Consider the following 26331-nt stretch of genomic DNA (forward strand, 5'->3'; position numbering starts at 1 on the left):
AAAACAATAATTGAGAAACCGTCATTGCGAGGAGACCGTAAGGTCACGAAGCAATCCAGAAAAGTGATTAGAAATGGATTGCCACGCCACCTACGGTGGCTCGCTAATAGACGACTTTTCTACTTTATTTTCTTAAACTGACGCCTATGTGGAGCGACGCCTATAAGTAATAGGCGAGCATTGAGCAACAACGTCCCCAACTTCTCCTCAATTGACTATATTAGATGCAGAGTTAATATGACTATACTTAGTAACTTAGAAAAACCTCGTTGGTTATATCGTTTTGATAATTTTAAACGTGCTTTTGCTTTATTACGTGAGGCTATATATATAATGCGAGAACCTAAGGTAAGCCAGTTAGAACAAGAAGGAATTATTCAACGTTTCGAGTATACATGGGAATTGACATGGAAAGTACTTAAAGATTATCTGGAATATAAAGGTGTTGTACTAGAAACCATTACCCCAGCTGCTGTAATTAAAGCATCAATAGCTGCTAACTTAATCAAGAATGGTGAAATATGGATGGATGCTCTAGATTCTCGTAATAAAATGTCACATACTTATGACTTCAAAAAATTTGAGAAGATTATTATAGATATTGAAGAAAATTATTATCCTGAATTAGAGAACATGAATCTAAAAATGTTGGAACTTGCAGCAGAATATAGAAGGTAAACATGTCTAACCATGGATTAAGTGCAAAACAATTAAATACACTGCGTAGCATTTTGTTGCCCTTCTCAGAGAAAATCGATCGTGTTGGTTTATTTGGTTCACGTGCTACTGGTCTTTACCGTCCAATGGCATTCGGTTAAGAAATGATAGAATGGTGATAATAACTTGTGATAGAATAAGCCCTAGATAAGTAATTAGCAAAGGGGTGTTAAAATGCAAATGGAGAAATCTATAACTTTTTGGTCTGAAGTAAAAGATATATTCAAGCAAATAAGCGAGAAATTTGATACTGTATGGCAAAAGAGAAAACGTGTATTGAGTACACAATTATTAGTAACATTTATATTAAAGTTGGTACAAAGTAAGAATAAGCAAGGTTATGGTAGTATGTTAGTCCAGTTTTGGGAGGTATGCTCTGAAAAAGGCATTTCATTACCCCAAACAAGCTCAGTTGCTGCTTCATCACTTTGTGAAGCAAGACAAAAACTACCTGAAGATATTTTTAAGGAATTAAACCAAGCACTGCTAAACCATTGGCAAAAGAATCAAGATCTTCCTACTTGGAAAGGGCATAGGTTATTTGCTGTAGATGGTTCACGTATCAATGTGCCTAGAGAATTAATAAATGAGGGATATCCCTTATATAATAAGGAACGAGGACGTTATTATCCCCAAGGTCTCATGAGCTGCCTGTATAATCTTCAAGAAAGAATTATATATGATTTTAGTTTTGTTACTCACATGAACGAAAGATTATGTGTACTTGAACACATCAAACAATTAACGGTTCAAGATATTATAATTTTTGATAGAGGTTATTTTAGTTATTTAGTATTATATAAAGTAGTAGAACAGGGTATACACGGCATTTTTCGTTTACAAGCTGGTGATGCCAATAGTAAGGTCTTAGATTTTTGGCAAAGTAATCAAGATGATGTTATAATCGAATATAGCCCTTCAGTAACAGTAATACGCGATTTAAAGAAAAAAGGCATTAATTTAGATGTTAAACCTTTAACTTTACGGTTGATTAAACATATGATTGGTGAGGAAACATATGTTTATGCTACAACATTAATTGGTGACACTTATCCTAAAACTTGTTTTGCTGATCTATATCATGGGCGTTGGGGCATTGAAGAACTTTATAAAATATCAAAACTGTTTGTTAGTATAGAAGATTTTCATGGCAAGACAGCTCGAGGTGTTAAACAAGAATTATACGCCCATTTGTTATTAATCAATTTGGCTCGATTTTTTGAATTTGAAGCTAAGAATTTGTTACCACCTTATGAAAAAAATGAATCTGATGCTAAAAACGCATTTGATTCTAACAATATATTTAATCCTATTACGATGTTAAACATTAATTTTAAAAATTGTTTATTAATAGTGGCGAGATATTTAGAAAATGTAATACTTGAAGGTTGGGAGTTGTTAGGAGAGTGGTTACCTAAAATAACGAGTTCAATTTCTCGAATTAGACAGAAGATACGACCGAACAGACATTACCCTCGTATCTCTCATAAGCCTGCTGATAAATGGTCAACCTATCGCAATTTAAGAGGAGTAAAAGCTTAACCGAATGCCATTGAACTCCGATATTGACCTAGTAATTTATGGCTCACTTGATGAGAAAACTATGGATCGTATATTTACGCTACTTAATGACAGTAATTTACCAATCAAAATAGACTTACAAGTTTATGATTTGATCACCTGTTCTCCTCTTAACCTGAATATTGCATGAAAGAATAGAGACAAAACCCTTGTAATACTATATAATATCAGTGTTAAAAGAAGATTACATAGAGGGTTTTGCCATGACAAATTGTACAGGATTAATTTACCAATCGAAAGTAAAAAATCGTCAAATAGAAATAAATTTCACAGGAGGTAATATTAGTAGCGATGGAGGTGTATTATTGCTAAGAGAAGCAGATAAAAGACTTGGTCTAACTAATGAACTGGCTAAGATTTTTCCTGATAAGCGAGATTCTGATAAAATTACTCATACTATTTTAACAATGCTCAAACAGCGTATTTATGGTATTGCTCTTGGTTATGAAGATTTAAATGATCACGATAATTTAAGAAAATGTCCAGCTTTGCAAACAAGTATAGACACACTGGACGATATGGCTAGTAGCTCTACTTTATGCCGTTTAGAAAATAAAGCAGATCGTGGATTTGCTCTTAAAGCTCATAAGGTGATGATTGACAAGTTTGTCGAATCTCATAAAACCGTGCCGAAACAATTAATACTTGATTTTGATGCCACTGATGATGAAATTTATGGCAATCAAGAGGGGAAGTTTTATCATGGATATTATCGTCATAATTGCTTTCTACCTTTATATGTTTTTTGTGGAAAAAAGCTGTTAGTAGGACCAGTGTTAAGAACAAGCTCTTTTGCCGCCACTTACAGTTCCTAAAAAAATAATGTTTACACTTTTTTATTGTTAGAGCAAAAAATATATTGCAAAATAATTGTAATATGAATAAAATCGAGTAAATCAATACCGACACTGTGATTTCTAGGAACAGATAAAAATGCAATATAATTTATCATTAGAGGATTTAAATTTATGCAAGAAAAAGAAAGGTCAATCAAATCAGTTAACTTTTGCAATAATGTTAGTGTATTTCAAAAAATACATACAATTTCCCTCTAATAAAGCTAACACAGTTTCGATGCAATTATTGTTACAGGTTGCCAAACATTTAGATATTGATCCAACACAAATTATTACATTTGACTGGGATACACGTACTGGAGAAAGGTATCGTCAGGATATCAGACAGTATTTAGGATATCGTGTAGCAAATGCCAAGGATATTACATTAATAATGAATTATCTTGTAGATGACTTGATACCGCGTCATTTCTCAGATTCAGTGCTACTTGAACAAATACGTACATATTTCATCAAAGATAGAATAGAAATTGTTAATACCAAACAATTAGAAAATTACATTTCGTTAGCTAAACAAAAATTTGAACAACAATTTTTTAGAAAAATATTTGATAATTTAAGTCAAGGAAATCTTCTTTTAATAGATCGCATTCTTAGTAAAAATAGTGATGAGGATAATAACATTATAGAATTATCAGAACTTAAAAAAGATATCTCTGGAGCTAAAATTAAGAATATTCAATGTGCCATAAATAAAATCAATTTACTAGGTCAAATCAAATTATCTGACTGCATAATAGAGTCAGTAGACAGAAAATTATTATTAAAATATTATGAACGTGTGATGGTTTTTGCACCTAGCAATATTCTAGATTTTGCCCCGACTATAAAATATGCCACCATGGCAATATTCTGTAGTGTAAGACTGGAGCTATTGTTGGATGCCTTAATAGATACCATGATTAAACTAATTAAAAAGATGCGAGCCGGAGCAGAGAAGCATGTAGACCGTCATATTCTTCAGGAAGTTAAGCGTGTTGACGGAAAGTTTGATATTCTAGAAAAGTTGGCTATACTAAATGCAAAAAATCCTAAAAGCATTATTGAGGACAAAGTTTATCCGGTAGTGCCTCAGGAGAAGCTGGAAGAAGTAATTGAAGATCTACAACATCGTGGTAGTAAGTGGTATCAGGCTCAGGTGCGAGAAAAAATGCATACCACCTATGCTTATGGCAATAGAGGTAGTCTACTTGCGATAATAAGAATATTACAAATTTCTGAAGATCATATTGATTATCAACCTATCTTAAAGGCAATTCGTTTTATCAACCAATACTGGAATGAATCAGATTTAGCTTACTATATTAATATCCCACCAATCAATAGAGCTATCCCACAGAACTGGTATAGCATGATCTTTAAAATAGAAAAAGGTCAATTGCGAATAAATAAATATAATTATGAACTAGCCATATTAGAACAGATTAAAGAACTTCTTGGTTTTAAAGCTATTTGGGTTAATAAAAGTTACCGTTATAGAGATCCGAATAAGGACTTACCGAAGGACTTTATTGAGAAACGAGAATCATATTATGAGTTACTTGGGTTACCGCTAAAATTCGAGGAGTTCGTAGAAAAATTAAAGACTTCACTTACTAACAGCTTAGATGCATTAAATGCAAATATTCCTAATAATCAGTTTGTAAAGATCCAACAAAGTAAAGTTGGTAACAATATAAAGCTTACTCCCTTAGACTCACAGGATGAACCTGATAATATTATTAAGTTACAGCAAGAAATCAATAATAAGTGGTCAAGTATACACTTAATTGATATTTTAAAAGAGTGCGATCTAAGAATCAATTTTACTAAGGAACTTGAAACTGTTGGTAAAAGCAGCAATATCAATAGTTCTGATCTACAAAGAAGACTATTACTATGTATATTTGGCATTGGTAGCAACACCGGATTAAAAAGAATCAGCATTGCTAATGATAATGTTAATTATAGTGATTTACGTTATGTAAAAAAACGCCATATTAATGCTACAAACATTAGAAATGCTATTCGTACAATGGTTAATAACGTTTTAAAAACACGAAATCCTGATGTTTGGGGAGAGGCTACTACAACAGTGGCCTGTGACTCAACTCATCTGTTTGCTTGGGATCAAAATCTAATGAGCGAATGGCATTTTCGTTATGGTAAGAAAGGAGTAATGATTTATTGGCATGTTGACAAGAAATCATTATGTATTTACTCGCAGTTAAAGGATTGCACCTCATCAGAGGTAGGTAGCATGATAAAAGGCATTATTGACCATGATACGGACATGGACATGAATCGTGTATTTGTCGATACCCATGGACAAAGTGTAATAGGTTTTGCCGTGAGTTATTTACTAGATTTCTCCTTATGCCCGAGACTAAAGGCAATCAATAAGCAAAAATTGTATTACGTTGATTCTAGAGATAGAAATAAATATAAAAATATTTCAGAGATCCTAAAGGGAAGTATAAATTGGGAGTTATTAGAAGATAATTACGATGAGACTGTCAAACATATGGTTGCCCTAAAACTAGGAATAGTTACACCATCCGTATTAATCAAAAGATTTAGTAATAATAATTACGCTCATCCGGTATATAAGGCACTGGTAGAACTAGGCAAAGCCAATAAAACCATATTTTTGTGTAAATATTTATCCTCGGAAGAATTACGTATTGAAGTTAATGAAGGACTAAATATTGTTGAACGCCTTAATAATGTAATGGATTTTATTTTTTACGGTAAACTAGGTCACATTGCAACGAACAATATTGAAGATCAGGAATTATCGGTATTATGTTTACATCTGTTGCAGGTATGTATGGTTTATATCAATACCTTGATTATTCAACAAATATTATCACAGCCACATTGGCAGAACAGGTTTATGCCTGAAGACTATAGAGCATTAACACCGTTATTCTCAGGTCATATAAATCCTTATGGTCTTTTTCCGTTAGATTTTAATAAACGCTTGTTAATCGGGATAACTATTTAATTGCTTATTATGATATTAGAACGTACGCCAGTTAGAGAAAAAGCTAAATATTTTTGCAAACATCTGAAAAAAGAAAAGCCTGATTATAATTACTTAAGAGAATTATTCAGGCATATAAGAAAAAATCTTGATGTAGAAGTAAAGAGTGGTAAGGAAAGGAAGTTGCCGTATGTGCCTACGGAAGAGGAAATAAATAAATATTACAACACGGTATGGAAATCTAGAAATATGAAGCATATAGTAATGATTAAAACATTGCTTTATACCGGGGTGAGAGTTTCTGAGTTAGTAAATATAAAAATATCTGACATAGATTTAGATAATTGTCAGATAAAAGTTGTGCAAGGTAAGGGAAAGAAGGACAGAATAGTTCCGTTTCCTGATAGTTTTAAGGAAATATTAGCTGTTCATCTAGAAAATATGAAAAGAAATGATTCAAAATATTTATTTGAATCAAGTTTGAAGATGGCATATTCTGATCGAGGCATTAGAAAAATATTAATGAACTATACAAAAGAAGCGGGTATTGAGCATTCAATATCTCCTCATACATTAAGACATTTTCTTTTTACTTGGATGAAGAAAAAAGGCGTAGATGACGCATTAATTCAGCCATATTCAGGACATGAGAGTCGTCAATCATTGGAGATGTATTCAAAATTATCACTCGGAGATTGCCAATCTGAGTATGAAAAAAGGATTAAAGATTTTCCAATTTAATTCTAAGTGGCGGCAAAAGAGCTTGTTCTTAACACTAGTCCAGTATTAAAATAACGATCCGGCATCATACATTTTAGCACCTTATGTATGCCTAAACAAAAAAGTAATCCCATTCCTACTACCACGACGCTCCCAAGCCCTTTAGTAAAATAGCCCCATTGACTCAAGAAAAAATTATTATCCTTTGACAAATCATCACCTGTATTATTGAGCATAGTTATATCTCCATTATTTGTTATATAGTCAATTCAGGAAAATTTGAGGCTAGGAGCGACGAGTGACAACGTCCCCAACTTTTCATCAATTGACTATATATTTAAAAATTTTTCCAAAGTCTTAAGTTGCAGTCATTATTATGTTTGTTATAATTAACCAGAATAATAGCTCCATTAGAAAACATACACAGACAGAGCCAAGACCACTCTTAATTCAATCAATTCTACTATAGTTATATGCATAAACTAATACAACTGATCAAATGGGAATATTTAATTCAAAATCGTATTAATAATCTTAGTAAATATCTATTTATATTCTTTTTATTTTGTATTTTCAGTACTGCTTTAATTAATGACCAAACAGATATTAAAAAATTTGGAATTATTTTTTCAGTAATTGTTTTACCGATAGCTCTAATTGGCTTTTCTAGTCTAATATTTCAGCAAGATGTTGAGGACGGAAGTTTAGAGTTACTATTATCTAGCTTCAATGAGAGTGAAATTATTGCCGCTAAATTAATTACCATAATTTTTAGTTCCCTCACCAGTGCTTTATTAAATATGCCAATAATTTATATTATCTTCGATCTTGACATGCTAATAGTAAGCTATCTTTTGATCAATCTAACTCTATTATTAATTTTGTCCAGTAGCCTATTAGTTTTAATTGGAGCTGTTCAAAGCTATTTTAGGTCAAATACTAATCTGTTAGCAATATTAATCATGCCGCTACTAATACCCAACATCATACTTAGCGGTCTTGTTTTACAAAATTTTGATAATATCAATCTAATTTTTGTTATGATTGGTATCAATATGCTCCTTGTACCAATAATATTTTATCTCTCATCCTATCTAATTAAGAATATTTACAACATTTAATTTTAATTATACACTATACTGACCCTTGCACTAATAAAAAAATTGTTATTTTTTTACAATTCATGTAATTTCTATTCGTAGATTTTTTAACTATTTTTCGGTAATTATATATATGTGGCAAGCTTTAAGAAGACTAATAGCAGCTAACCCTATGGGAATGTTTTTGTGGACTATCATAGCCAAATGGTACGTTATGATAGCTGTTGCTTCTCTGGTAATATTATTTTGGGTAGCTAAAGGACTCGAACAAATTGGACTTATCAGCTATATAACAACTGCTACCACTGAAATTCTTGATACGTCAAAATCAATTGCTCAACACTGTACTCCAAAATTAGGTCCCAACTTTGAAAGTTTAACCAATTTTTGGAAATGTTTAGGAGATCCACCAAAATATGAGGTTAGAGAAGAAACCGGTGAGAAAGCTTTAGAAGACGGATTAAAGAAGTTATTGCCTAAAGATGGAACTGTACCAGAAATGCTCCCTTACCGCAATCCTTATGACTCTCCTGACAATTCTAACGATAGCGATGGTAAATCAACTGATGGCAAATGAGAATAATATAAGTATAGTTAATTGATGAGAAGTTGGGGACGTTGTCACTCGTCGCTCCTAGCCCCAAGTTCTCCTGAATTGGCTATATATAACCATAAAAATAATTAAGCACTAAATGCTATTCTCAATTTATTTGTTAAAAATCGTATAAATGACTCTAATAATATTAACTATAATTCTAATCAGTTTAATTTTTGCCCCTCTTGGTTGTCTAAGTTTATGGAAAAAATATATTTATTTTGGTGATGGTTTGTCGCATGCTAGTTTACTGGCTGGGAGTATTAGTCTTCTAATCCATTTGCCTGTTGTTTATTCGGGATTAATTGTCGCTATTATCTTTGCTATCTTAGTATTTACCTTAAAAAATAGATCAGGTGGCAGTAATGTGGTAATCTTGGTATCAAATTTTATGTTATCTTTGGCTTTGGTAATAAGTTATATGTATCCACTACAGATTAAGATTACTAGCCTATTATTTGGCGATATTTTATCTAGCTCCTTAAATGATATATTAATTTTATCAATCATATTTCTGTTAGTTGTTTTTTTCATTTGCTATTTCTACCGTCAGATTATTCTAATTGTGATTAATAGAGATATTGCTCAAATTAAAGGGATAAAAGTAAGAACCATTGAATTGGCATTTTTGTTACTTTTATCTTTATCAGTATTCTCGACTATTAAAATTGTTGGAGCACTACTTGTCACTAGTATTTTGCTGATTCCAACCATGACGGCTAGGATGATTTCTAGTAACCCTGCTCAAATGATTATCAATTCAGTTATCGTAGCTTTAATTGTAAATTTCCTTGGTTTAACAGCATCATTATACCTTGATGTACCAATTACCCCAATAATTACTGTAATAAATACGATGGTTTATTGTTTATTCTATATAATTTCACGAGCAACTAAAGTATAGCATAAAAATTGTAGGGTTAGTTATAGTCAATTGATGAGAAGTTGGTGGCGTCGTCGCTTGTCGCTCGCCTATTACTTATAGGCATCGCTCCTAGCCCCAAATTCTCCTGAATTGACTATATATTACCGAATATTAAATCTATCATAGGTAATTTTATTATCTATCGATTCAATCAAGCTATCAGAAAATTCTTGCACGAAATCATGCCTGACCATACCAAGCTTTCTCTTAATCCATGATTGTTTATTAGCTACATATTTAATAGTGACATCCCCGTATTTCTTTTTTATAAAACTATACATATCATCTATACCATCAATTAAACCAAAATCAACAGCAGTTTGTCCAGACCAGAATTCTCCATTAAATAAAATATCATCTTCTTGAGTTAACTTACCGACTCGACGTTCTTTAACATAATCTATAAAATGTTGATGAATCTGTTTTTGTAGATGCTTAATAATTTTAATATCTTCCTTTTGTACTGGTTGGAATGGATCAAGGATAGATTTATTCTTACCTTCTGCATAAACTCTCCTTTCTATACCAAGTTTATCGATAGCAGCAGGAAAACCAAAACTAGCCGAAATAACTCCTATACTACCAATAATTGAACTCCTAGACGCATATATTTGATCGCCAATGCAGGCAAGCCAATATCCACCAGATGCTGCTACATCTTCTACAAAACTATAAATGGGTATTTTCTTTTCCTGAGCTAACAACCTTATACGTTTACTAATCAGCTCAGATTGCACAGGTGAACCACCTGGAGAATTTATACTTAAACATAGGGCCTCAAGATTTTTGATTTGAAAAGCCTTGTCAATTAACTCATGTAGTGACTCAATAGTTATCCCCGATTTTATTGAGCTTACTTTACCGATAACTCCACTAAGGCGAAGAACCGCAACCACTGGCTTCGATGCCCCAGAACCTATTATAGGTAACAAGGAAAATAATTGTTCTAACTTACCTACTTGACGTTTAGCAATTACCTGTTCAAATTTCGTGTCAGCAATTGAATTTTTATTATGTGCTTTACGCATTGGTTACTCCTTTTTTGGTTCTTCAGAAGCATTATGATCTTCCTTTATGTTTTGTTGTACTTCTAGTTTTTTATCTTTCTGTTCTTTAGGTGCTAACTGTTTATTAATCGGTTGATTAATCGTTTGTTCACGGTAACTATTCTTGGGTTCTGGATGATTCCCAGGGATATTTGACAAAATAATATTCCGAATTTCTGTATCGTACCAATTAATAATACCAACAAAACTTACTAACATTTTTCCATCTGGGCTAATTAGAACAGCAGTTGGTATACCAACTATTGAAAGAGCTTTAAATAATTGATTCATAAAATCATGATAGATTGGTAAATATCTTATATCATAATTTTTATAATATTTTTGTATAACCTCTATGCCTTGGTAGTCTTGTGATACAGGAATTATAGCGAATGGTAGCTTTCTAAAATCTTTTTGCAATATATCTAAATCTGGCATTTCCTTAACACAAGATGCACACCATGTTGCCCAGAATACCAATAATATCGTTTTTCCTTCAAAATTATCAAGAGAATATTTTTCACCTTTATCATCGAAAAAAAATACCGTATCTGGAACGGGAGATGAATCAAGCATTTTAACGCCTGACTTGCTATAATCTAATGCAAAACTATTAGTGATGCACAATAAGTATGCTACAATCAAAAAAAACAGTTTACTATATTTTTTAATATACCTATAAACAATAGAATTATTGTCAACTAATTTATTAATTATCATGAAAAACAATATTTTTTTACCTCTAATATTATTAATCTGCTTAATTTTAACTTCTTGTGGACTAAAAAAGCCATTAGAAAATCCACCATTAGAAAAGCCCATTGTAGAAGATTGCTGCGGATGTAAATAATCCAACCGTTAATATCTTTTGAATGTTCGTCCTGGCATCACAACCTTAAACTCATAAGTTTTGATGCCACTATGAACACTAGTCAGAACATGGCTAACTTCTCCGCAATTATCTAAATCAACCATTGAGTTAGATAAATATAACTTAGTCTGTAATTGTCCAAGATCCAAATGCTCAACTCTAATGTTTACATTAGCAGTTTCACGACCAATTTTACTAGGGTATATAGTAACAAAATAGAATTCCCCTTTATTATTGGTAGTAGCCGTACCAGAGCCGGTAAAACTTGATTGACTTCCAAGATTTAGCATTTTTTTATTGATACGAGTACGAAGTGGTATATAGGGATATTTCCCATCACTTCCAACCTGCCATAAATATATTTTTGCATCTGATACTGGAACGCAATGCTGGTCTAACAATATACCCTTCACTATAATTTTTGTACCACGATAGACCGATTGTTGACCTGTGCTTCTAAGTAAGTTATTGGATGATTGAAACTCTAGCGGTTCATAATCATTTATTGTACTCTTAGTAATCTTACAGCAATTAAGCCTATTAGGATAATAGTTAGGTTCACTTGCTATAGCAATAGTAGAACACAAAAAGATTAGAAATAATAACTTTTTCATTTTTTACCACTTATGTTTAATTAGTTATCGTAGGCAGATTCCTAGCCCCCCATCCTCCTGAATTGACTATACTCTTATCCTTAGATAATTTTAGTATATACTAATTATGATATGCACTAAGTATTTTATGAAAAATATTTTTATTATTTTTATTCAGGTATTTTCTATCATAGTACCCTACAATTTTTTATTTATTTCCTTATGATGAGTAAAAAATCTGACTGCTAAGCGTCATGGCTCAGAGCTATTTTACTCGATAATCAAGTTTTTTGCAGAGCTATCTTTAAACGCAAAATTTGTCATATATGGACGAGTGAATTTGTCAACAAAGAAAATAAAAAAATAGAGCCACAAAGGAAGCGGTCATATATTCGGCATCGAGTGCCATAATGGTTTCTGCATTCTTATAAATATCCTTGAGTGACCTCTCATTCCCACGGCTTCTAGAGCCTCGACATAATTACGGATTTTATTCAGAATACTTATTCATTAACTCTTTAACTTTCGTTCTCTTTATTGTTACTATTCTTTACTCGCAATATTTATCAATTACCAATTTTTATTTAGTTGACATAGTTTCTTCTTTTTTCTCAACTAAACTAATTTGCAACATATTCGCTACCATTGGTGACTACTGCATAAGCAATCCTTGCTAACTTATTTGCTAAACCAACACATATAATATTATATGATTTATTTTCAGCAAATTTCTTCACTGCCCACTGCACGCACTAGTTTATCTTTCGATTCCTTACCACTTTTTGCTCTTATTGCTATTGTCCTTGCGGCTTGAATCAACATAGTTCTGGCATATCTATCTCCCTGTTTGGTAATCCCTCCTAAAACTATCTTACCTCCTGAGCTATGTTGCTTTGGTACCAAACCAAGCGAAGCAGCAAAATCCCTCGGGGTTGGATAACTTTCCATTGGGGCTACACTCAAACAACTAGCATTGATTGCTCCAATGCCAAAAATTGTCTGCAACCTAGTAGCTTTCTCACTTTGCTTATTATTGCTGATAATCAGCTTTTCTAAAGTTTTCTCTTTGTCACATAAATCCTCAATTTCTTTACATTCTAAAAGTAAAATTGACCGTATCCCAGAATTTATATAACCTTTACTATACGCTAACTCTACCTCCAGCCTACATGATTTGCAAAATTTATTTTTACTTAATTTTGTATTATAGCCATATTCACATAAACTTGATATTGTAGAATTAGTTTTTTGCACACGATCTCTGATCGTATTACTTCTAATTTTATGCAAAAATTTTATATCTTGTTCCTCTTTGCTTTTTGGCAGCATAGTTTTTAATTCTGGATCACGAGCCGCTTTGCATATTGCTAACGCATCGTTATAATCATTTTTCTGTTTCGATGTAGCATAAACTTTTACATCTTTTGTTTTCATTAGTTTGACTTGCAAACCAAGCTTAGCAATTTCCTGTGACCAATAATTAGCTCCTCCACATGCTTCCATAGCTACCAATGAACTTTTATCGAGATTGCTTAAATAGGCTATTAACTCATCTCTTGTAACTTTTTGATAACCTATTTTTTTGCCATTTTGATCGACTTGCACCAAGTGCATACTATTTTTTGCTAAATCTATTCCTATTATAGTATTTTTTATGCTATTATTTATCATGGTATGGACCTATTAATTAAATTATTATTTAATTTGGAGCAGCTGAAAACTATTTTTCAGCTGACTCCGTACCAGTAAAGCATATTTCGCTTCACTCGTCCATACCATCATTCCCGCGTAGGCGGGAATCTAGACCCCGCACCGAAGCAGGGGGGACACTAAGGTAAGCAGGGGTGACAACCATTGTCCTATATTTTATTCAAATCTGCAAAAAAACTTGATTATCGAGTTTTAGCGGCTCCTCGCAATCTGATGTATCCCCACGAAATTAAGCACGACAAAGCTCCGTCTTTATAATAGATGCCAGGGGTTCTACCAATGGTTTTATGGCATGCAAATAATTAAATTCAATAATAAATTTCCCAAGGGTAAAATACGAATAAATCTTTTTATCTTTTACTGTGTTAGGTTGGAAAATTCTTTGCATACCTTGGCTATAGCCTACCACACCTATAACCCAATATGTTATAATAACAATGGCAGATAGTAACATTAAAACTCCCCATCTATTCACATCTAAAGTTCGAATATATCTTCCAGCAAGACCAAATTTATGACTTTTTATCACTCGAAACGTCTCCTCTATTTGCATACGTTTGCTATATAACCTCACTATTTCCGCTCCCTTATATTCATCAGAACTTAAGTTAGTTACCAATATCCAAGGTTCTTTTGCAGCTTTGTTATATGAACCATTTGCTGTTTTACTGCTAGTACGATTCCTGCTAACCTTCTGCACTCGACCCTTAGGGACTTTGCAAGTTGTAACCATTCTGCAGGAATATTTATGAGCTTTGGTTAGCAGAATCGTACCACATTCCATCGTTTTTGAACCAATTGATGGCATGAAATTTTCAACTGATATCCAATCCTCATTCTTAGCTAATTTTAAATCTTTTCCTTGTCGTACCCGACACACCCAACTCCACCCTTGTTTTTCTATTTCCTTAAACACGTCAATTCGGGATAAGGATATTGTGAACATGTAGATTAAAATCAAATTTTGTTGAAGGTTTATTTTTCTTTAATGAGTAAGCAACAAGAGTAGATAATATATGGACAAAGGCATTTATTGGTGATCTATGTCTAGTATGTTCAAGGTTCATTTTATTTTTTAGATAATCAAAAACTGTTTCAATTAAGTTACGCTTTCGAAGTAAGATTTTTTCTTTCAAATCCATTAATTTATTTTCCATATTCTTCTTAATTCCATGAATCATTTTTAAGCCTCTTTCATATAAATTTAAGAACAAATTTTGCTTAATATAACCTTTATCAGCTGCTATAATTCCAGTTAATCTTTTTGTTAACTCCGGTACTGGAACCCTATCATCTACATTGCCTTTGGTCACTTTTAATGCCATAAACTCCCCTTTATTATTGATTATTACATGTAATTTAAAACCATAAAAATACCCCATAGAGGATTTACTATGTTTGGCTAATCCTTTAAAAACTTTATTGCTATAACGCCTTTTATTGTGACAAGCTTTAATCGTTGTAGAGTCAATAAAATAAATACCTGTTTCCTCACCAAACAACAAATGAATCAACATATTTAGCGGTATGAATAATCGTGCCATTAATTCAACAAATCTATTATAACTCAAGGCTTTGGGAAAATCATCCTTATGCATGCACTCTATATAACTTTTATAGAAAAATTTAAAATTCTTAGCATAGGATGTATGAAACATAATTATTATTGTTAACATTTCACTTAGACTCATGCTACAACAGCGATTTCTTTGCTTATTTGATGGTAATAACTTTCTCTGTTCATACTCCAAATAAATTTTACAAAAATCATCTATAAAACTATATAATTCTGTGATATCTTTTTTCATGCCTGTAGTTTGTTTTTTTGTTTAAAAATATAAATACTGCAGGCACTCCTTTTTGACAATCCTTTTATCTATTACTATTTCATCTATATCTTATCCCGAACTGACGTTAAACCATTCAATATGAAAGCCAGCGTCCATAATCACAATAACCCTTTTTCCATCAGGTATTATACTCTTTAATTTATTTAAAAATTCTACCGTTCTGCCCTTTAATTCACCTTCTTCAAACACATCTTGATACAAAGGTAAACTCATCCCTCTTGTACAAAATTGAGCACTTAGCATTTGTGCCATGCGATCATCTTTAAGATAACATAAATCAATCACAACACTGTCATCATTAGAATGCTTGATAAACTCAAATATGAAATATGATAAAGCACTATAGAGATTATCAACCTCGTTATATAAATGTTTGTTACCTATACATCTATCAACTTTTTTTATTTTATGTTTTACTTTACTATCACCACTCAAGTTCCTGCCAATTGCACTCAAAGACAAATTCTGACTATATCGCAAGCCTTCTGCAACATCAAGTAACGCATTTAAACGATTATTTGTATAAAAGGACAATGTTCTTTTATTACTTCATTTAATACTGTTTTTACATCCATAACCTACTATCTCCATCATCATTAAATAATGAAGATATTCTATCAATTCTTGCTATTTTGCAACAATTTCGTGGGGATACATCAGATTGCGAGGAGACCTTAGGTCGACGAAGCAATCCATTTCTAATCACTTTTCTGGATTGCTTCGTTGACCTTAAGGTCTCCTCGCAATGACGGTTTTTCAATTATTGTTTTCTTAAACTAACGCTTATGAGGAGCAACGAGTTACAACGTCCCCAACTTCTCATCATTTGACTATACATCCAAATGTACATATAATGTCAATATATGTGCTGCTTAATGATTCCATCATTTGACAAAGTGCTGCAAAGCTGTTAAGCTATTCTTTGAGTATAACCACGAATAAGCATGGAAAAACACTAAATTACGTAAATCCTTTAGATCAAGAGCAATTTAATTACTAATACTTCAAAAATGCTGATTATTGATAATCAAAAAATATTAAACGAATTTTGTCGGCAGTTATTGGATTGTAAGACTATAAGTGTTGATACTGAATTTTTGCGTAAGAATACTTATTTTGCTCAGCTTAGCATAATACAAATCATGACTAGTAGTCATAAAGTGATAATTGACACTTTATGTGATTTGGATCTTTCGCCTCTTAACGAAATATTTTTGAACGAGAAAATTCTTAAAATAGTTCACGCTCCTAGAGAGGATTTTGAGATATTTTATCATTTATTTAAGAAATTGCCAAGAAATGTTTTTGACATACAAATTGCTGCTGGTATTTGTGATTTTGGTAAACATTTAAGCTATTCGGATATATGCAGTAAAATTTGCTTCGTTCATATTGATAAAACTTACCAAAGATCTGATTGGTTAAAACGTCCCCTTAGTGCTAATCTGCTAGATTATGCTATTAAAGATGTTGAATATTTAGAACCGATTTACAAAATATTACAATCAATAATCCAAGATAATAATCTGCAAAATGAATATGACGAACAAATAAAATCTTTGCTTAATATTAAAAATTATATTGTTGATACACAAAAGGCTTGGCAAAAAGTCAGATTCTATAATCATTCAGAGTTTTTTATTAATAAAATGAAAATTATGGCAGCTTATCGGGAAGAACAAGCAAGTACCATAGATTTACCAAGGAGACATTTTATTAGTGATGAGGAATTAGTAAAGATTTGTCAACATTTACCGACCAGTAACAAAGATTTTGAAAATCTTAAACTAAATGGTCGCTACCTTAGTAAGCAAAAATATAGAACTCAATTAGCAGATCTGTGTCTTGCAATACAAGAATTAGGTGAATAAAGACACTTTATTTATATTAATTGTAAAATAAAATTGCTATTTTCTCAAAGGTTGACTAAAACAGGAATCTTATATATTCTGGCTTTATTGCATGGCAATGTTTAGTATAGTTTTTTTTAAAACCATTTCTGTCTTACTGAGCGTAGTAATTGGTTTCCTAGCAGGAAGATATTCTAAAGTTGAAAGAGATAGTATAGCTTCGTTGTTATTCTATTTTATATCTCCTATTGTTTTTTTTGCTATTCCTGCCAGTACTACTTTAACTTTATCATCATTAAGCGTTACTGTAGTTATTTTTTTTATTGCTACTTCCTTATCAATATTTTCCTACTATTTTTTTGGACGATATTGGTTTGATCATACACGAAACATTATAGCATTATCTGCCGGTACCGCTAATGGTGGTTATTTTATGCTACCAATAGCTGCTGCTCTCTTTGATGATTATGTTTTAAGTATCTATATGATGGCAGTTATAGGTGTAAATATTTTTGAATGCTCTGTGGGATTTTATATTTGTGCCAGAAGTTTTGCCAATAGTAGTGAAAGTATCTTGAAAGTTGTAAAGCTACCAATTTTAAATGGTTTTTTACTTGGTTGTTTATTTAGTTTCGCTGGCTTTACTTTACCTGATTTTTTAGATGATTTTATATATAATATGCGAGGGTCATTTTCTATACTTGGTATGGTTATGGTTGGTTTAGCTCTTTCAACTTTGCAAAAATTTGAAATAGACATAAAGTTTACTGTTGCCACTTTTATGGCAAAATTTCTATTTTATCCAATAGGAATTAACTTATTTATCCTTTTAGATAAATTTGTTTTAGGATGGTATGATGAGAATTATTACAATGCTTTTAGGCTTCTTGCCACTGCCCCTATGGCAGCCAATCTGATTGTTATAGCAAGTCTACAAAAATTCCATCCAGAAAAAGTTGCTACTACAGTATTTCTTTCCTTAATTTTTAGTGTAATATATATACCATTTATGGTAAGTATATTTTTAAGCGATTTGAATTACGTCAGTTCGGGATAAGATATAGATGAAATAGTAATAGATAAAAGGATTGTCAAAAAGGAGTGCCTGCAGTATTTATATTTTTAAACAAAAAAACAAACTACAGGCATGAAAAAAGATATCACAGAATTATATAGTTTTATAGATGATTTTTGTAAAATTTATTTGGAGTATGAACAGAGAAAGTTATTACCATCAAATAAGCAAAGAAATCGCTGTTGTAGCATGAGTCTAAGTGAAATGTTAACAATAATAATTATGTTTCATACATCCTATGCTAAGAATTTTAAATTTTTCTATAAAAGTTATATAGAGTGCATGCATAAGGATGATTTTCCCAAAGCCTTGAGTTATAATAGATTTGTTGAATTAATGGCACGATTATTCATACCGCTAAATATGTTGATTCATTTGTTGTTTGGTGAGGAAACAGGTATTTATTTTATTGACTCTACAACGATTAAAGCTTGTCACAATAAAAGGCGTTATAGCAATAAAGTTTTTAAAGGATTAGCCAAACATAGTAAATCCTCTATGGGGTATTTTTATGGTTTTAAATTACATGTAATAATCAATAATAAAGGGGAGTTTATGGCATTAAAAGTGACCAAAGGCAATGTAGATGATAGGGTTCCAGTACCGGAGTTAACAAAAAGATTAACTGGAATTATAGCAGCTGATAAAGGTTATATTAAGCAAAATTTGTTCTTAAATTTATATGAAAGAGGCTTAAAAATGATTCATGGAATTAAGAAGAATATGGAAAATAAATTAATGGATTTGAAAGAAAAAATCTTACTTCGAAAGCGTAACTTAATTGAAACAGTTTTTGATTATCTAAAAAATAAAATGAACCTTGAACATACTAGACATAGATCACCAATAAATGCCTTTGTCCATATATTATCTACTCTTGTTGCTTACTCATTAAAAAAAAATAAACCTTCAACAAAATTTGATTTTAATCTACATGTTCACAATATCCTTATCCCGAATTGACGTGAATTAATTATTTAAATATAAGAAAGTGATTAAAAATTGATTGCTTCGTCAATTGAGAAACCGTCATTGCGAGGAGAGCGTAGGTCAACGAAGCAATCCAAGGAAAACTGAGAAGTCAATGGATTGCCACGCCACCTACGGTGGCTCGCAATGACGTAAAAAAATTAGAAATGAAATGATACAAAAATTCATCCAAGTTGGATCGTATATTAATTGGTTTGGCTCACAATATATCCCATCTCATAAGCTGGCTTATCTTGAATTTGGCAACCCTAATAATAAAAATGTCATAGTCTGTGCCCATGGCTTGACTAGAAATGCTCATGATTTTGATAAAATTGCTATGGCATTAAGTGATAAATTTCGAGTAATTGCTATAGATTATCCAGGGCGTGGAAATAGTGATATTTTTAAAAAGAAAGAGCATTATAACTATCCAGTATATATAAAAGATACAGTACTTTTTCTAAGGAAGTTAGGTATTAAGAACTGTATTTGGCTTGGTAGTTCCATGGGCGGAATAATTGGTATGGTTCTAGCTAGTCGATATAACAAACTTATCAAAGCCATGATTATCAATGATATAGGCCCTTTTATTCCGTCATCCCCTTTAGTTAAAATTGGTCTATATGCAGGTCAAGTACCCTTATTTGTTGATTTAGCTAGTGCCAAGCAACATTTAAAGCTAATATATAGCCAATTTGGTATTAGTAGTGAGGAAGATTGGGATTATCTTACCAAATATAGTTTTATAAAAACTCAAGATGGAAAATATAAAATGAATTATGATCCTAACATAGTATATGGTATGAGTGCTAATGCGAGTAAGCAAAAAAATGTTGATATGTGGGCTATATGGAATAAAATTATTTGTAAATTATTGGTTATCCATGGAGCTAAGTCTGATATTTTACAACAATCTACTATTGAACAAATGAAAAAAAATAAAGAGCTGGAACTTTTTGTTGTTGATTATGCTGGTCATGTACCTTCGTTAATGACTAGTGATCAAATTAACTATATAAAATTCTGGTTAGATGACCTGGCTAAATGATTTTTGACAAGGATATTAATTATGACTATTTCTACTAAAGTACTTATTATAGGTTCAGGTCCTGCTGGATTAAGTGCGGCAATCTATACAGCTAGGGCAGCACTAAATCCGATATTATTACATGGTATGCAGCCAGGCGGGCAGCTAACCATTACAACAGATGTTGAAAATTATCCAGGTTTTGCTGATCCGGTGCAAGGTCCTTGGTTAATGGAGCAAATGACTCAGCAGGCAAAAAATGTTGGGGCAGAAATTATCTATGATTATGTAGAAAAGGTAGATTTATCAAAAAAACCCTTAGTGGTGACCACTGGATCTGGTATAATTTACTGGGCGGATAGTCTTATAATATGTACCGGGGCGGAAGCCAAATGGCTTAATATTCCTTCCGAAGGACAATTCAAAGGATATGGGGTCTCAGCTTGTGCCACTTGCGATGGTTTCTTTTTCAAAAATCAGCACGTATTAGTTATTGGTGGAGGTAATAGTGCTGTTGAAGAGGCGTTATATTTAACCAATCATGCATGTCAGGTGACTATTGTGCATCGTGGGGATAGTTTTAGAGCCGAGAAAATTTTACAAGACAGATTATTTAAAAATCCTAAAATATCTGTCGTTTGGAATCATAAGCTGATTGAAGTTATCGGTACTGATAATCCTAAATCAGTTACCTCAGCTAGGCTAGAAAATACCCAAACAGGTGAGGTTAGCTCAATTGACTGTACTGGTATATTCATAGCGATTGGACATATGCCAAATACTAGTTTGTTCAAAGGACAACTAGATATAGATAGTGATAATTATATTATTACTAAACCAAATTCAACGGAAACCAGTATTAAAGGTGTTTTTGCCGCTGGAGATGTACAAGATAAAATTTTTAGACAAGCAGTTACTGCTGCTGGTACTGGGTGTATGGCAGCTTTAGAAGCAGAAAAGTTTTTAAATAATTAGACCTAAAGATAAGAAAAAATTATGGCTCGCAGTAAAGCGATTGATAGAACAAATAAGTTAAACGGCTCAAATGAGCCAGGTATAGTCGTGCCTATTACTCGAACTTTACCGGAAAACGTTCAAGCTGAGCAAATGTTAATAGGAGCGATTTTAGTTAACCATGGTTACTACAATATTGTTTCAGAATTCCTAAGACCAAATCATTTTTTTGAGCCACTACATCAAAAAATCTATAATTCTATTGAAGTTATTACAGAAAAAGGCTTAATCGCTACTCCAGTAACACTTAGAAGCATGTTAGAAAAAGATGAATTATTTCAGCAATTAGGTGGTAGTGACTATTTAAATAAACTAGTCACTCTGTCAATGATGGTAATTAACCCTCTAGATTATGGAAAAATAATCTATGATTTGGCAGTAAGGCGTAATTTAATTCAGATAGGGGAAGAGGTAGTTAACAATGCTTATGATGCTTCTTTAGAATATGATTCAAGTCAACAAATAGAGCATGCAGAAGGTAAGCTTTATAATCTTGCCAGTGAAGGAGTAAATGATAAGAGCTTTGTTAAAATTGGCTTATCTCTTTCAGAGTCTCTTGCCAGTATTAACAGAGCCATGAAGAATTCTAATCATGTAATAGGTATTTCTACCGGCTTAATTGATTTGGATCATAAATTATCAGGTTTTCAGAACTCAGACTTAGTGATCATTGCTGGACGTCCATCAATGGGGAAAACAGCTTTTGCTATGAATCTTGCGATAAATACTTGTAAGGCTATACATCTGAAAAATAACGGACAAGAAAAAGAGGGGCAATCAGTAGGGTTTTTCTCTCTTGAAATGTCATCTGAGCAGCTTACTACTCGTCTTCTTTCGATGCATACTGAAATTGACTCATCGGCTCTTCAATCAGGTCATGTGACGGAAGAGAATTATAATCGATTACGCAAGGAAGTTATCACTCTTTCTGAATTACCATTTTTTATTGATGATACACCAGCTTTATCCATTGCTGCCATTCGTACTAGGGCTAGAAAAATGAAGCGTAAGCATAATCTTGGTATATTATTTATCGATTATTTGCAATTAATTAGAGGAATAAACAAGTCAGATAATAGAGTAAATGAAATTTCGGAAATTACTCAAGGATTAAAAGCGATAGCCAAAGAATTAAACATTCCAGTAATTGCTTTATCACAATTATCTAGAGCTGTTGAACTTAGAGAAGATAAAAAGCCGATGTTGTCTGACTTGCGGGAATCTGGGTCTATTGAACAAGATTCTGATATAGTAATGTTTATCTATCGAGAAGAATATTATTTGACCCGTAAAGAACCTTCGGCGGGTGATGTAAAACACGCAGAGTGGTTAAGTAAGTTAAATCAGGTATATAATGTTGCGGATATTCTAATAGCAAAACATCGTAATGGTCCTGTTGGCAATGTTCAGCTTCACTATAACAATCGATATTCAAAATTTAGTAATTTAGAAAAAAAATTACAAGGACAGCAAGTATCCAATGATCTTTGAGCATTGGTATTGTTTTTTTATTTTGAATTTGCTTTATTATTTGTGATTTTAACTATTAGTAATAACTAATTAGGTTAAATTATACGTATGATGTAAAAAATTTATCTCCAATATTCTATTCGCTAGGATAGATTGTTTGTGTTATTATTTACTTAGGCTCTGTGAACAAAATTTTAATTGTTTAGATTTCGACTCTTTTTAGCTGCAAATTATAAGATTTTTTTGAAATAGAACTAACTATTCCGGCAAAAATCTTATTAATTTTCGCTTAAAAATACTCAAAATCTAAACAATTAAAATTTTGTTCACAGAGCCTAATAAAGTTTATAATATAATAAAATTAATATGACAGTAGAATTTTTTGATAATATATCAACCAAAGAAACTAATATTGTTAAAAATAACAATAAACCACCGAGAATGAGGATAGGTACCGATAATTTTGAGACGTTATTGCTAAATAGTGATGTATTTGTTGATAAAAGCCTAATGATCAAAGAATTATTGGAAGATAGTGGAGAAGTAATCCTGATCACCAGACCAAGGCGTTGGGGTAAAAGTTTGAATATGAACATGCTCCAGAAATTTTTTGAGATAGAGGTGGATCAAAATGGTATTCCTTTACCTACAGAAGATAGAATCAATTGCATTCTCTTTACCGGTGGGGAAATCAATTTAGGTATTAAAGGAAAAAGGACTTTAGAGCCTTTAAAGATTAACGGTAATGTATATGCCATGACTCAACAAGGTCAATTTCCAGTTATTTCCATAAATTTTAAGGATGTTAAAGGTAGTAACTACCAAGAAATTGAAAATGGGATAAAAAATCAAGTAACTAATTTATTTACAAATCATCGATACTTAAAACGTTATATAACAACAGATGAAAAATTACTAGATGATGCACAAAAGGAAAAGTTAAATCGATATTTTACAGGAAAGCTTGATAAGGAAGACTTAAAAGATAGTTTACGGGTTTTAAGTGAAGTACTGTACAAACATTTTAATCAAAAAGTATACATCTTAATCGATGAATATGATACGCCGATCAATAGTTCATACATTGAATTTGGTGATAAATTAAAAGAATTTGATGATGTACTAAAAATATTCCGCGGGATGTTTGGCAGTAGTTTAAAAACTAATCCTTATTTAGAGAAAGGCGTAATAACCGGCATATTACGGGTTGCTAAAGCTAATTTATTTTCGGATTTGAATAATGTTAGTGAATATAGCTTGCTTGATGAAAAATATTCTAAGTTCTATGGTTTTACTCAAGCAGAAGTTGATGAGTTATTAACTAAAGTGCCAACAGCAACTAATCCTGAACAAATTAAAGCTTGGTATAATGGTTATAATTTTGGTGGGGAGATCATCTATAATCCATGGTCGATTATGCAATGTTTGGCTCATAAAGGCAAGCTTGACCATTATTGGCTTGATAGTGGGGGGGCGGGTCTTGTTGATAAAGCATTATTGTCAGATGGAATGCAGGAAGATTTACAGAGCTTAGCTGCCGGAAAGGCTATTATCTCACCGATTGTCAAACAAATTAGTTTTGCTGATATCAACAAACCAGTAGGATTATTTAGCTTGTTGTTATTTAGCGGTTATTTAAACCCTGTTGCTAAAAAACCAGAAGAAGATATTTACGAATTGTCGGTACCAAATAAAGAGGTACGATATATATATAATGCCAGAATGCTCCAATGGGTAACTGATCAGTTACAAATCGATCACTCTCGATATTATTCTTTTGCTACTTTGCTGCCGACAGGTAAAATAGAACAATTTAAAGAAAGATTGCAAGAATTATTACTCAATGCTACTAGTTTTTATCAAACAGGCGAGAAAAAAGCCGAGCTGTTTTATAGTGGCTTTATGCTAGGTTTGATTAATACCTTAGCTTCCGACTACATAATAGACAGCGAAAGAGAGACTGGTAGCGGTAGGGCTGATATTATGTTGATACCTAGAGCTGGGAAGCAAGATAATGCCATTATTATTGAATATAAAATATGCAAGTCTGCTGATATTTTAGAATCTGTTGCCAAAGAAAAGCTAGATCAAATAGCAAAAAAACAATATGAGGCTAAAATAAAAGAATACTCCCATGTTCAAAAAATCATCAAAATCTCTATGGCTTTTTGTGGCAAGGAAGTGGCATTATAATATCAGATTGATAAAATTTAATTGCCTTTTCCTCTAATATTGATTATAGTCAATTCAGGAGAATTTGGGGCTAGAAACGATGGAGCTATGCCTATAAGTAATAGGCGAGTGACGACGTTACCAATTTCTCATCAATTGACTATAGTATTTACAATATTTGGGCTAGGTAGCAAAGTGGTAATGCCGTGGACTGCAAATCCTCAATGCGTCGGTTCGATTCCGACCCTGGCCTCCACAAAAAATATACTAATATGATGGGGTTTATTGAGCAATTCCTAGAAATGATGATAGCTGAGCGTGGAGTAGCTAATAATTCGAAGCTTAGCTACCAATGCGATCTGTTAGATTTCCAAAAATTTTTATTACAAAACAAATTATCAGAACTAAATATTAAAGCTGAAAATATTAGAGATTGGGTAGAATATCTAGCAGAAAATGGCTTGCAAGCAAGATCGATCAATCGGAAGATATCAACTATAAAAAACTATTATGAATTTTTAATTAGTGAAAAACATACCAATTACAATCCTACTTTGATGGTAGATTTACCAAAATACCAAACTAAACTTCCTTCTACATTATCGATTGATCAAATCAAAACTTTACTTTTATATTGCGAACAAGATAAAGATACTGATTCCATACGCCTAAAAGCAATGATTCATTTATTGTATGCAAGTGGATTACGTGTTTCTGAACTTGTCAGTATCAAGCTAACTGATATTTTAGCAAATCAAATGTTGCAAGATAAAATGTCGCAAAATATTAAAAAGATATTTTCTATAACTGGTAAGGGCAATAAAGAAAGAATGGTGATCATTAATGAACAGGCTGCCCTCAGCTTGCTAGATTATTTAACTATTCGCAATAACTTTATCAGCAAAAAACATTTAAAAAGTCAAAATTACTTATTTTGCTCTTCTGCCGCTAGTGGTCATATGACTAGACAGAATTTTGCAATTCTGTTAAAACAAGCAGCTATTAAGGCTGGGTTAAATCCAGATAATATCTCCCCTCACACTTTACGTCACAGTTTTGCTAGCCATTTGCTAGAAGGTGGTGCAGATCTTAGGGTGATTCAAGAACTACTTGGACATGCTGATATTAGCACTACCCAAATATATACCCATATCCAAACAAAGCATTTAAAACTTGCCTTAGATCGCCATCCGCTAAAATCAGCTATAATTAAATGACTTA

25 protein-coding genes and 1 tRNA gene are annotated in these 26331 nt (G+C 32.2%); 17 read left to right on the plus strand and 9 right to left on the minus strand.

Annotation, left to right across the window (positions count from 1 at the left end; genetic code table 11):
• Window positions 1–237 precede the first annotated feature (237 nt).
• From NBW66_RS06835 to NBW66_RS06855, 5 genes are all read left to right on the plus strand, one after another.
• The gene (locus NBW66_RS06835; protein ID WP_250312103.1) at window positions 238–678 is read left to right on the plus strand and encodes a nucleotidyltransferase substrate binding protein; all 441 of its coding nucleotides are present in this window, start codon (window positions 238–240) and stop codon (window positions 676–678) included.
• 219 nt (window positions 679–897) lie between these two features.
• Window positions 898–2259, plus strand: a complete 1362-nt coding sequence (locus NBW66_RS06840) for an IS4 family transposase (protein ID WP_250312104.1) — start codon at window positions 898–900, stop codon at window positions 2257–2259.
• 209 nt (window positions 2260–2468) lie between these two features.
• Window positions 2469–3113: a transposase gene (locus tag NBW66_RS06845; protein ID WP_250312105.1), complete on the plus strand. Its 645-nt coding sequence runs from the start codon at window positions 2469–2471 to the stop codon at window positions 3111–3113.
• A gap of 118 nt (window positions 3114–3231) precedes the next feature.
• Complete coding sequence (locus NBW66_RS06850; protein WP_250310841.1) at window positions 3232–6141, plus strand: Tn3 family transposase; 2910 nt, start codon at window positions 3232–3234, stop codon at window positions 6139–6141.
• A 9-nt stretch (window positions 6142–6150) separates the two neighbouring features.
• Window positions 6151–6861 carry a tyrosine-type recombinase/integrase gene (locus NBW66_RS06855; protein ID WP_250310731.1) on the plus strand — a complete coding sequence of 237 codons (711 nt, stop codon included), beginning with the start codon at window positions 6151–6153 and terminating at the stop codon, window positions 6859–6861.
• Between the two features lie 2 nt (window positions 6862–6863).
• Here NBW66_RS06855 and NBW66_RS06860 read toward each other — a convergent pair whose 3' ends face one another.
• On the minus strand, window positions 6864–7076 hold the full coding sequence (locus tag NBW66_RS06860) for a hypothetical protein (protein ID WP_250312106.1): 213 nt from the start codon (window positions 7074–7076) through the stop codon (window positions 6864–6866).
• Between the two features lie 237 nt (window positions 7077–7313).
• Between NBW66_RS06860 and NBW66_RS06865 the strand changes: the two genes are divergently transcribed.
• The 3 genes from NBW66_RS06865 to NBW66_RS06875 all read left to right on the plus strand — a co-directional run bounded on the left by NBW66_RS06865 (window position 7314) and on the right by NBW66_RS06875 (window position 9439).
• On the plus strand, window positions 7314–7961 hold the full coding sequence (locus tag NBW66_RS06865; protein WP_250312107.1) for a heme exporter protein CcmB: 648 nt from the start codon (window positions 7314–7316) through the stop codon (window positions 7959–7961).
• 112 nt (window positions 7962–8073) lie between these two features.
• Entirely contained in the window at window positions 8074–8517 is a 444-nt protein-coding gene (locus NBW66_RS06870) for a DUF2670 domain-containing protein (protein ID WP_250312108.1), read from the plus strand.
• A 151-nt stretch (window positions 8518–8668) separates the two neighbouring features.
• Window positions 8669–9439: a metal ABC transporter permease gene (locus tag NBW66_RS06875; protein ID WP_250312109.1), complete on the plus strand. Its 771-nt coding sequence runs from the start codon at window positions 8669–8671 to the stop codon at window positions 9437–9439.
• Window positions 9440–9561: 122 nt separating this feature from the next.
• Here NBW66_RS06875 and NBW66_RS06880 read toward each other — a convergent pair whose 3' ends face one another.
• The 8 genes from NBW66_RS06880 to NBW66_RS06910 all read right to left on the minus strand — a co-directional run bounded on the left by NBW66_RS06880 (window position 9562) and on the right by NBW66_RS06910 (window position 16064).
• Window positions 9562–10488 (minus strand): S49 family peptidase, encoded by a 927-nt coding sequence (locus NBW66_RS06880; RefSeq protein ID WP_250312110.1) that lies wholly within the window; start codon window positions 10486–10488, stop codon window positions 9562–9564.
• A 3-nt stretch (window positions 10489–10491) separates the two neighbouring features.
• Window positions 10492–11226 (minus strand): TlpA disulfide reductase family protein, encoded by a 735-nt coding sequence (locus tag NBW66_RS06885; protein WP_250312153.1) that lies wholly within the window; start codon window positions 11224–11226, stop codon window positions 10492–10494.
• Window positions 11227–11364: 138 nt separating this feature from the next.
• On the minus strand, window positions 11365–11991 hold the full coding sequence (locus NBW66_RS06890; protein WP_250312111.1) for a dioxygenase family protein: 627 nt from the start codon (window positions 11989–11991) through the stop codon (window positions 11365–11367).
• 599 nt (window positions 11992–12590) lie between these two features.
• Window positions 12591–12719, minus strand: coding sequence for a hypothetical protein (locus NBW66_RS14535; RefSeq protein ID WP_284346674.1), 129 nt, complete (start codon window positions 12717–12719; stop codon window positions 12591–12593).
• Window positions 12691–13641 carry an IS110 family RNA-guided transposase gene (locus NBW66_RS06895; protein ID WP_250312073.1) on the minus strand — a complete coding sequence of 317 codons (951 nt, stop codon included), beginning with the start codon at window positions 13639–13641 and terminating at the stop codon, window positions 12691–12693. Before NBW66_RS06895 ends, NBW66_RS14535 begins: the two co-directional genes overlap by 29 nt.
• A 268-nt stretch (window positions 13642–13909) precedes the next feature.
• Window positions 13910–14596 carry a transposase gene (locus NBW66_RS06900; protein WP_250312112.1) on the minus strand — a complete coding sequence of 229 codons (687 nt, stop codon included), beginning with the start codon at window positions 14594–14596 and terminating at the stop codon, window positions 13910–13912.
• Between the two features lies 1 nt (window position 14597).
• Window positions 14598–15488, minus strand: a complete 891-nt coding sequence (locus NBW66_RS06905; RefSeq protein WP_250310582.1) for an IS982 family transposase — start codon at window positions 15486–15488, stop codon at window positions 14598–14600.
• Between the two features lie 90 nt (window positions 15489–15578).
• On the minus strand, window positions 15579–16064 hold the full coding sequence (locus tag NBW66_RS06910; RefSeq protein WP_250312113.1) for a hypothetical protein: 486 nt from the start codon (window positions 16062–16064) through the stop codon (window positions 15579–15581).
• A 476-nt stretch (window positions 16065–16540) separates the two neighbouring features.
• Here NBW66_RS06910 and NBW66_RS06915 point away from each other — a divergent pair, with 476 nt between their 5' ends.
• From NBW66_RS06915 to NBW66_RS06955, 9 genes are all read left to right on the plus strand, one after another.
• Window positions 16541–17401, plus strand: a complete 861-nt coding sequence (locus tag NBW66_RS06915; RefSeq protein WP_250312114.1) for a ribonuclease D — start codon at window positions 16541–16543, stop codon at window positions 17399–17401.
• Between the two features lie 91 nt (window positions 17402–17492).
• Window positions 17493–18437 carry an AEC family transporter gene (locus NBW66_RS06920; protein ID WP_250312115.1) on the plus strand — a complete coding sequence of 315 codons (945 nt, stop codon included), beginning with the start codon at window positions 17493–17495 and terminating at the stop codon, window positions 18435–18437.
• A gap of 90 nt (window positions 18438–18527) precedes the next feature.
• Complete coding sequence (locus tag NBW66_RS06925) at window positions 18528–19418, plus strand: IS982 family transposase (protein WP_250310582.1); 891 nt, start codon at window positions 18528–18530, stop codon at window positions 19416–19418.
• 178 nt (window positions 19419–19596) lie between these two features.
• Window positions 19597–20475: an alpha/beta fold hydrolase gene (locus tag NBW66_RS06930; protein ID WP_250312116.1), complete on the plus strand. Its 879-nt coding sequence runs from the start codon at window positions 19597–19599 to the stop codon at window positions 20473–20475.
• A 21-nt stretch (window positions 20476–20496) separates the two neighbouring features.
• Window positions 20497–21429 (plus strand): thioredoxin-disulfide reductase, encoded by a 933-nt coding sequence (gene trxB / locus NBW66_RS06935; protein WP_250312117.1) that lies wholly within the window; start codon window positions 20497–20499, stop codon window positions 21427–21429.
• Between the two features lie 21 nt (window positions 21430–21450).
• On the plus strand, window positions 21451–22959 hold the full coding sequence (locus tag NBW66_RS06940; protein WP_250312118.1) for a replicative DNA helicase: 1509 nt from the start codon (window positions 21451–21453) through the stop codon (window positions 22957–22959).
• Window positions 22960–23304: 345 nt separating this feature from the next.
• The gene (locus tag NBW66_RS06945; RefSeq protein WP_250312119.1) at window positions 23305–25131 is read left to right on the plus strand and encodes an AAA family ATPase; all 1827 of its coding nucleotides are present in this window, start codon (window positions 23305–23307) and stop codon (window positions 25129–25131) included.
• 160 nt (window positions 25132–25291) lie between these two features.
• Window positions 25292–25366, plus strand: a tRNA-Cys gene (locus tag NBW66_RS06950).
• 19 nt (window positions 25367–25385) lie between these two features.
• Complete coding sequence (locus NBW66_RS06955; RefSeq protein WP_250312154.1) at window positions 25386–26327, plus strand: site-specific tyrosine recombinase XerD; 942 nt, start codon at window positions 25386–25388, stop codon at window positions 26325–26327.
• Window positions 26328–26331: the final 4 nt, after the last annotated feature.

It is taken from the genome of Rickettsia endosymbiont of Oedothorax gibbosus, from assembly GCF_936269705.1.
Lineage (GTDB): Bacteria > Pseudomonadota > Alphaproteobacteria > Rickettsiales > Rickettsiaceae > Tisiphia.

Bases quoted from the DNA above. Each gene is read 5' to 3' on its own strand.
- NBW66_RS06890 (WP_250312111.1), bottom strand. From the start codon at position 11,991: ATGAAAAAGTTATTATTTCTAATCTTTTTGTGTTCTACTATTGCTATA.
- NBW66_RS06840 (WP_250312104.1), top strand. From the start codon at position 898: ATGGAGAAATCTATAACTTTTTGGTCTGAAGTAAAAGATATATTCAAG.
- NBW66_RS06895 (WP_250312073.1), bottom strand. From the start codon at position 13,641: ATGATAAATAATAGCATAAAAAATACTATAATAGGAATAGATTTAGCA.
- NBW66_RS06870 (WP_250312108.1), top strand. From the start codon at position 8,074: ATGTGGCAAGCTTTAAGAAGACTAATAGCAGCTAACCCTATGGGAATG.
- NBW66_RS06940 (WP_250312118.1), top strand. From the start codon at position 21,451: ATGGCTCGCAGTAAAGCGATTGATAGAACAAATAAGTTAAACGGCTCA.
- NBW66_RS06875 (WP_250312109.1), top strand. From the start codon at position 8,669: ATGACTCTAATAATATTAACTATAATTCTAATCAGTTTAATTTTTGCC.
- NBW66_RS06880 (WP_250312110.1), bottom strand. From the start codon at position 10,488: ATGCGTAAAGCACATAATAAAAATTCAATTGCTGACACGAAATTTGAA.
- NBW66_RS06855 (WP_250310731.1), top strand. From the start codon at position 6,151: ATGATATTAGAACGTACGCCAGTTAGAGAAAAAGCTAAATATTTTTGC.
- NBW66_RS06920 (WP_250312115.1), top strand. From the start codon at position 17,493: ATGGCAATGTTTAGTATAGTTTTTTTTAAAACCATTTCTGTCTTACTG.
- trxB (WP_250312117.1), top strand. From the start codon at position 20,497: ATGACTATTTCTACTAAAGTACTTATTATAGGTTCAGGTCCTGCTGGA.
- NBW66_RS06915 (WP_250312114.1), top strand. From the start codon at position 16,541: ATGCTGATTATTGATAATCAAAAAATATTAAACGAATTTTGTCGGCAG.
- NBW66_RS06955 (WP_250312154.1), top strand. From the start codon at position 25,386: ATGGGGTTTATTGAGCAATTCCTAGAAATGATGATAGCTGAGCGTGGA.
- NBW66_RS06905 (WP_250310582.1), bottom strand. From the start codon at position 15,488: ATGAAAAAAGATATCACAGAATTATATAGTTTTATAGATGATTTTTGT.
- NBW66_RS06885 (WP_250312153.1), bottom strand. From the start codon at position 11,226: ATGATAATTAATAAATTAGTTGACAATAATTCTATTGTTTATAGGTAT.
- NBW66_RS06945 (WP_250312119.1), top strand. From the start codon at position 23,305: ATGACAGTAGAATTTTTTGATAATATATCAACCAAAGAAACTAATATT.
- NBW66_RS06930 (WP_250312116.1), top strand. From the start codon at position 19,597: ATGATACAAAAATTCATCCAAGTTGGATCGTATATTAATTGGTTTGGC.
- NBW66_RS06925 (WP_250310582.1), top strand. From the start codon at position 18,528: ATGAAAAAAGATATCACAGAATTATATAGTTTTATAGATGATTTTTGT.
- NBW66_RS06865 (WP_250312107.1), top strand. From the start codon at position 7,314: ATGCATAAACTAATACAACTGATCAAATGGGAATATTTAATTCAAAAT.
- NBW66_RS06835 (WP_250312103.1), top strand. From the start codon at position 238: ATGACTATACTTAGTAACTTAGAAAAACCTCGTTGGTTATATCGTTTT.
- NBW66_RS06850 (WP_250310841.1), top strand. From the start codon at position 3,232: ATGCAATATAATTTATCATTAGAGGATTTAAATTTATGCAAGAAAAAG.
- NBW66_RS06860 (WP_250312106.1), bottom strand. From the start codon at position 7,076: ATGCTCAATAATACAGGTGATGATTTGTCAAAGGATAATAATTTTTTC.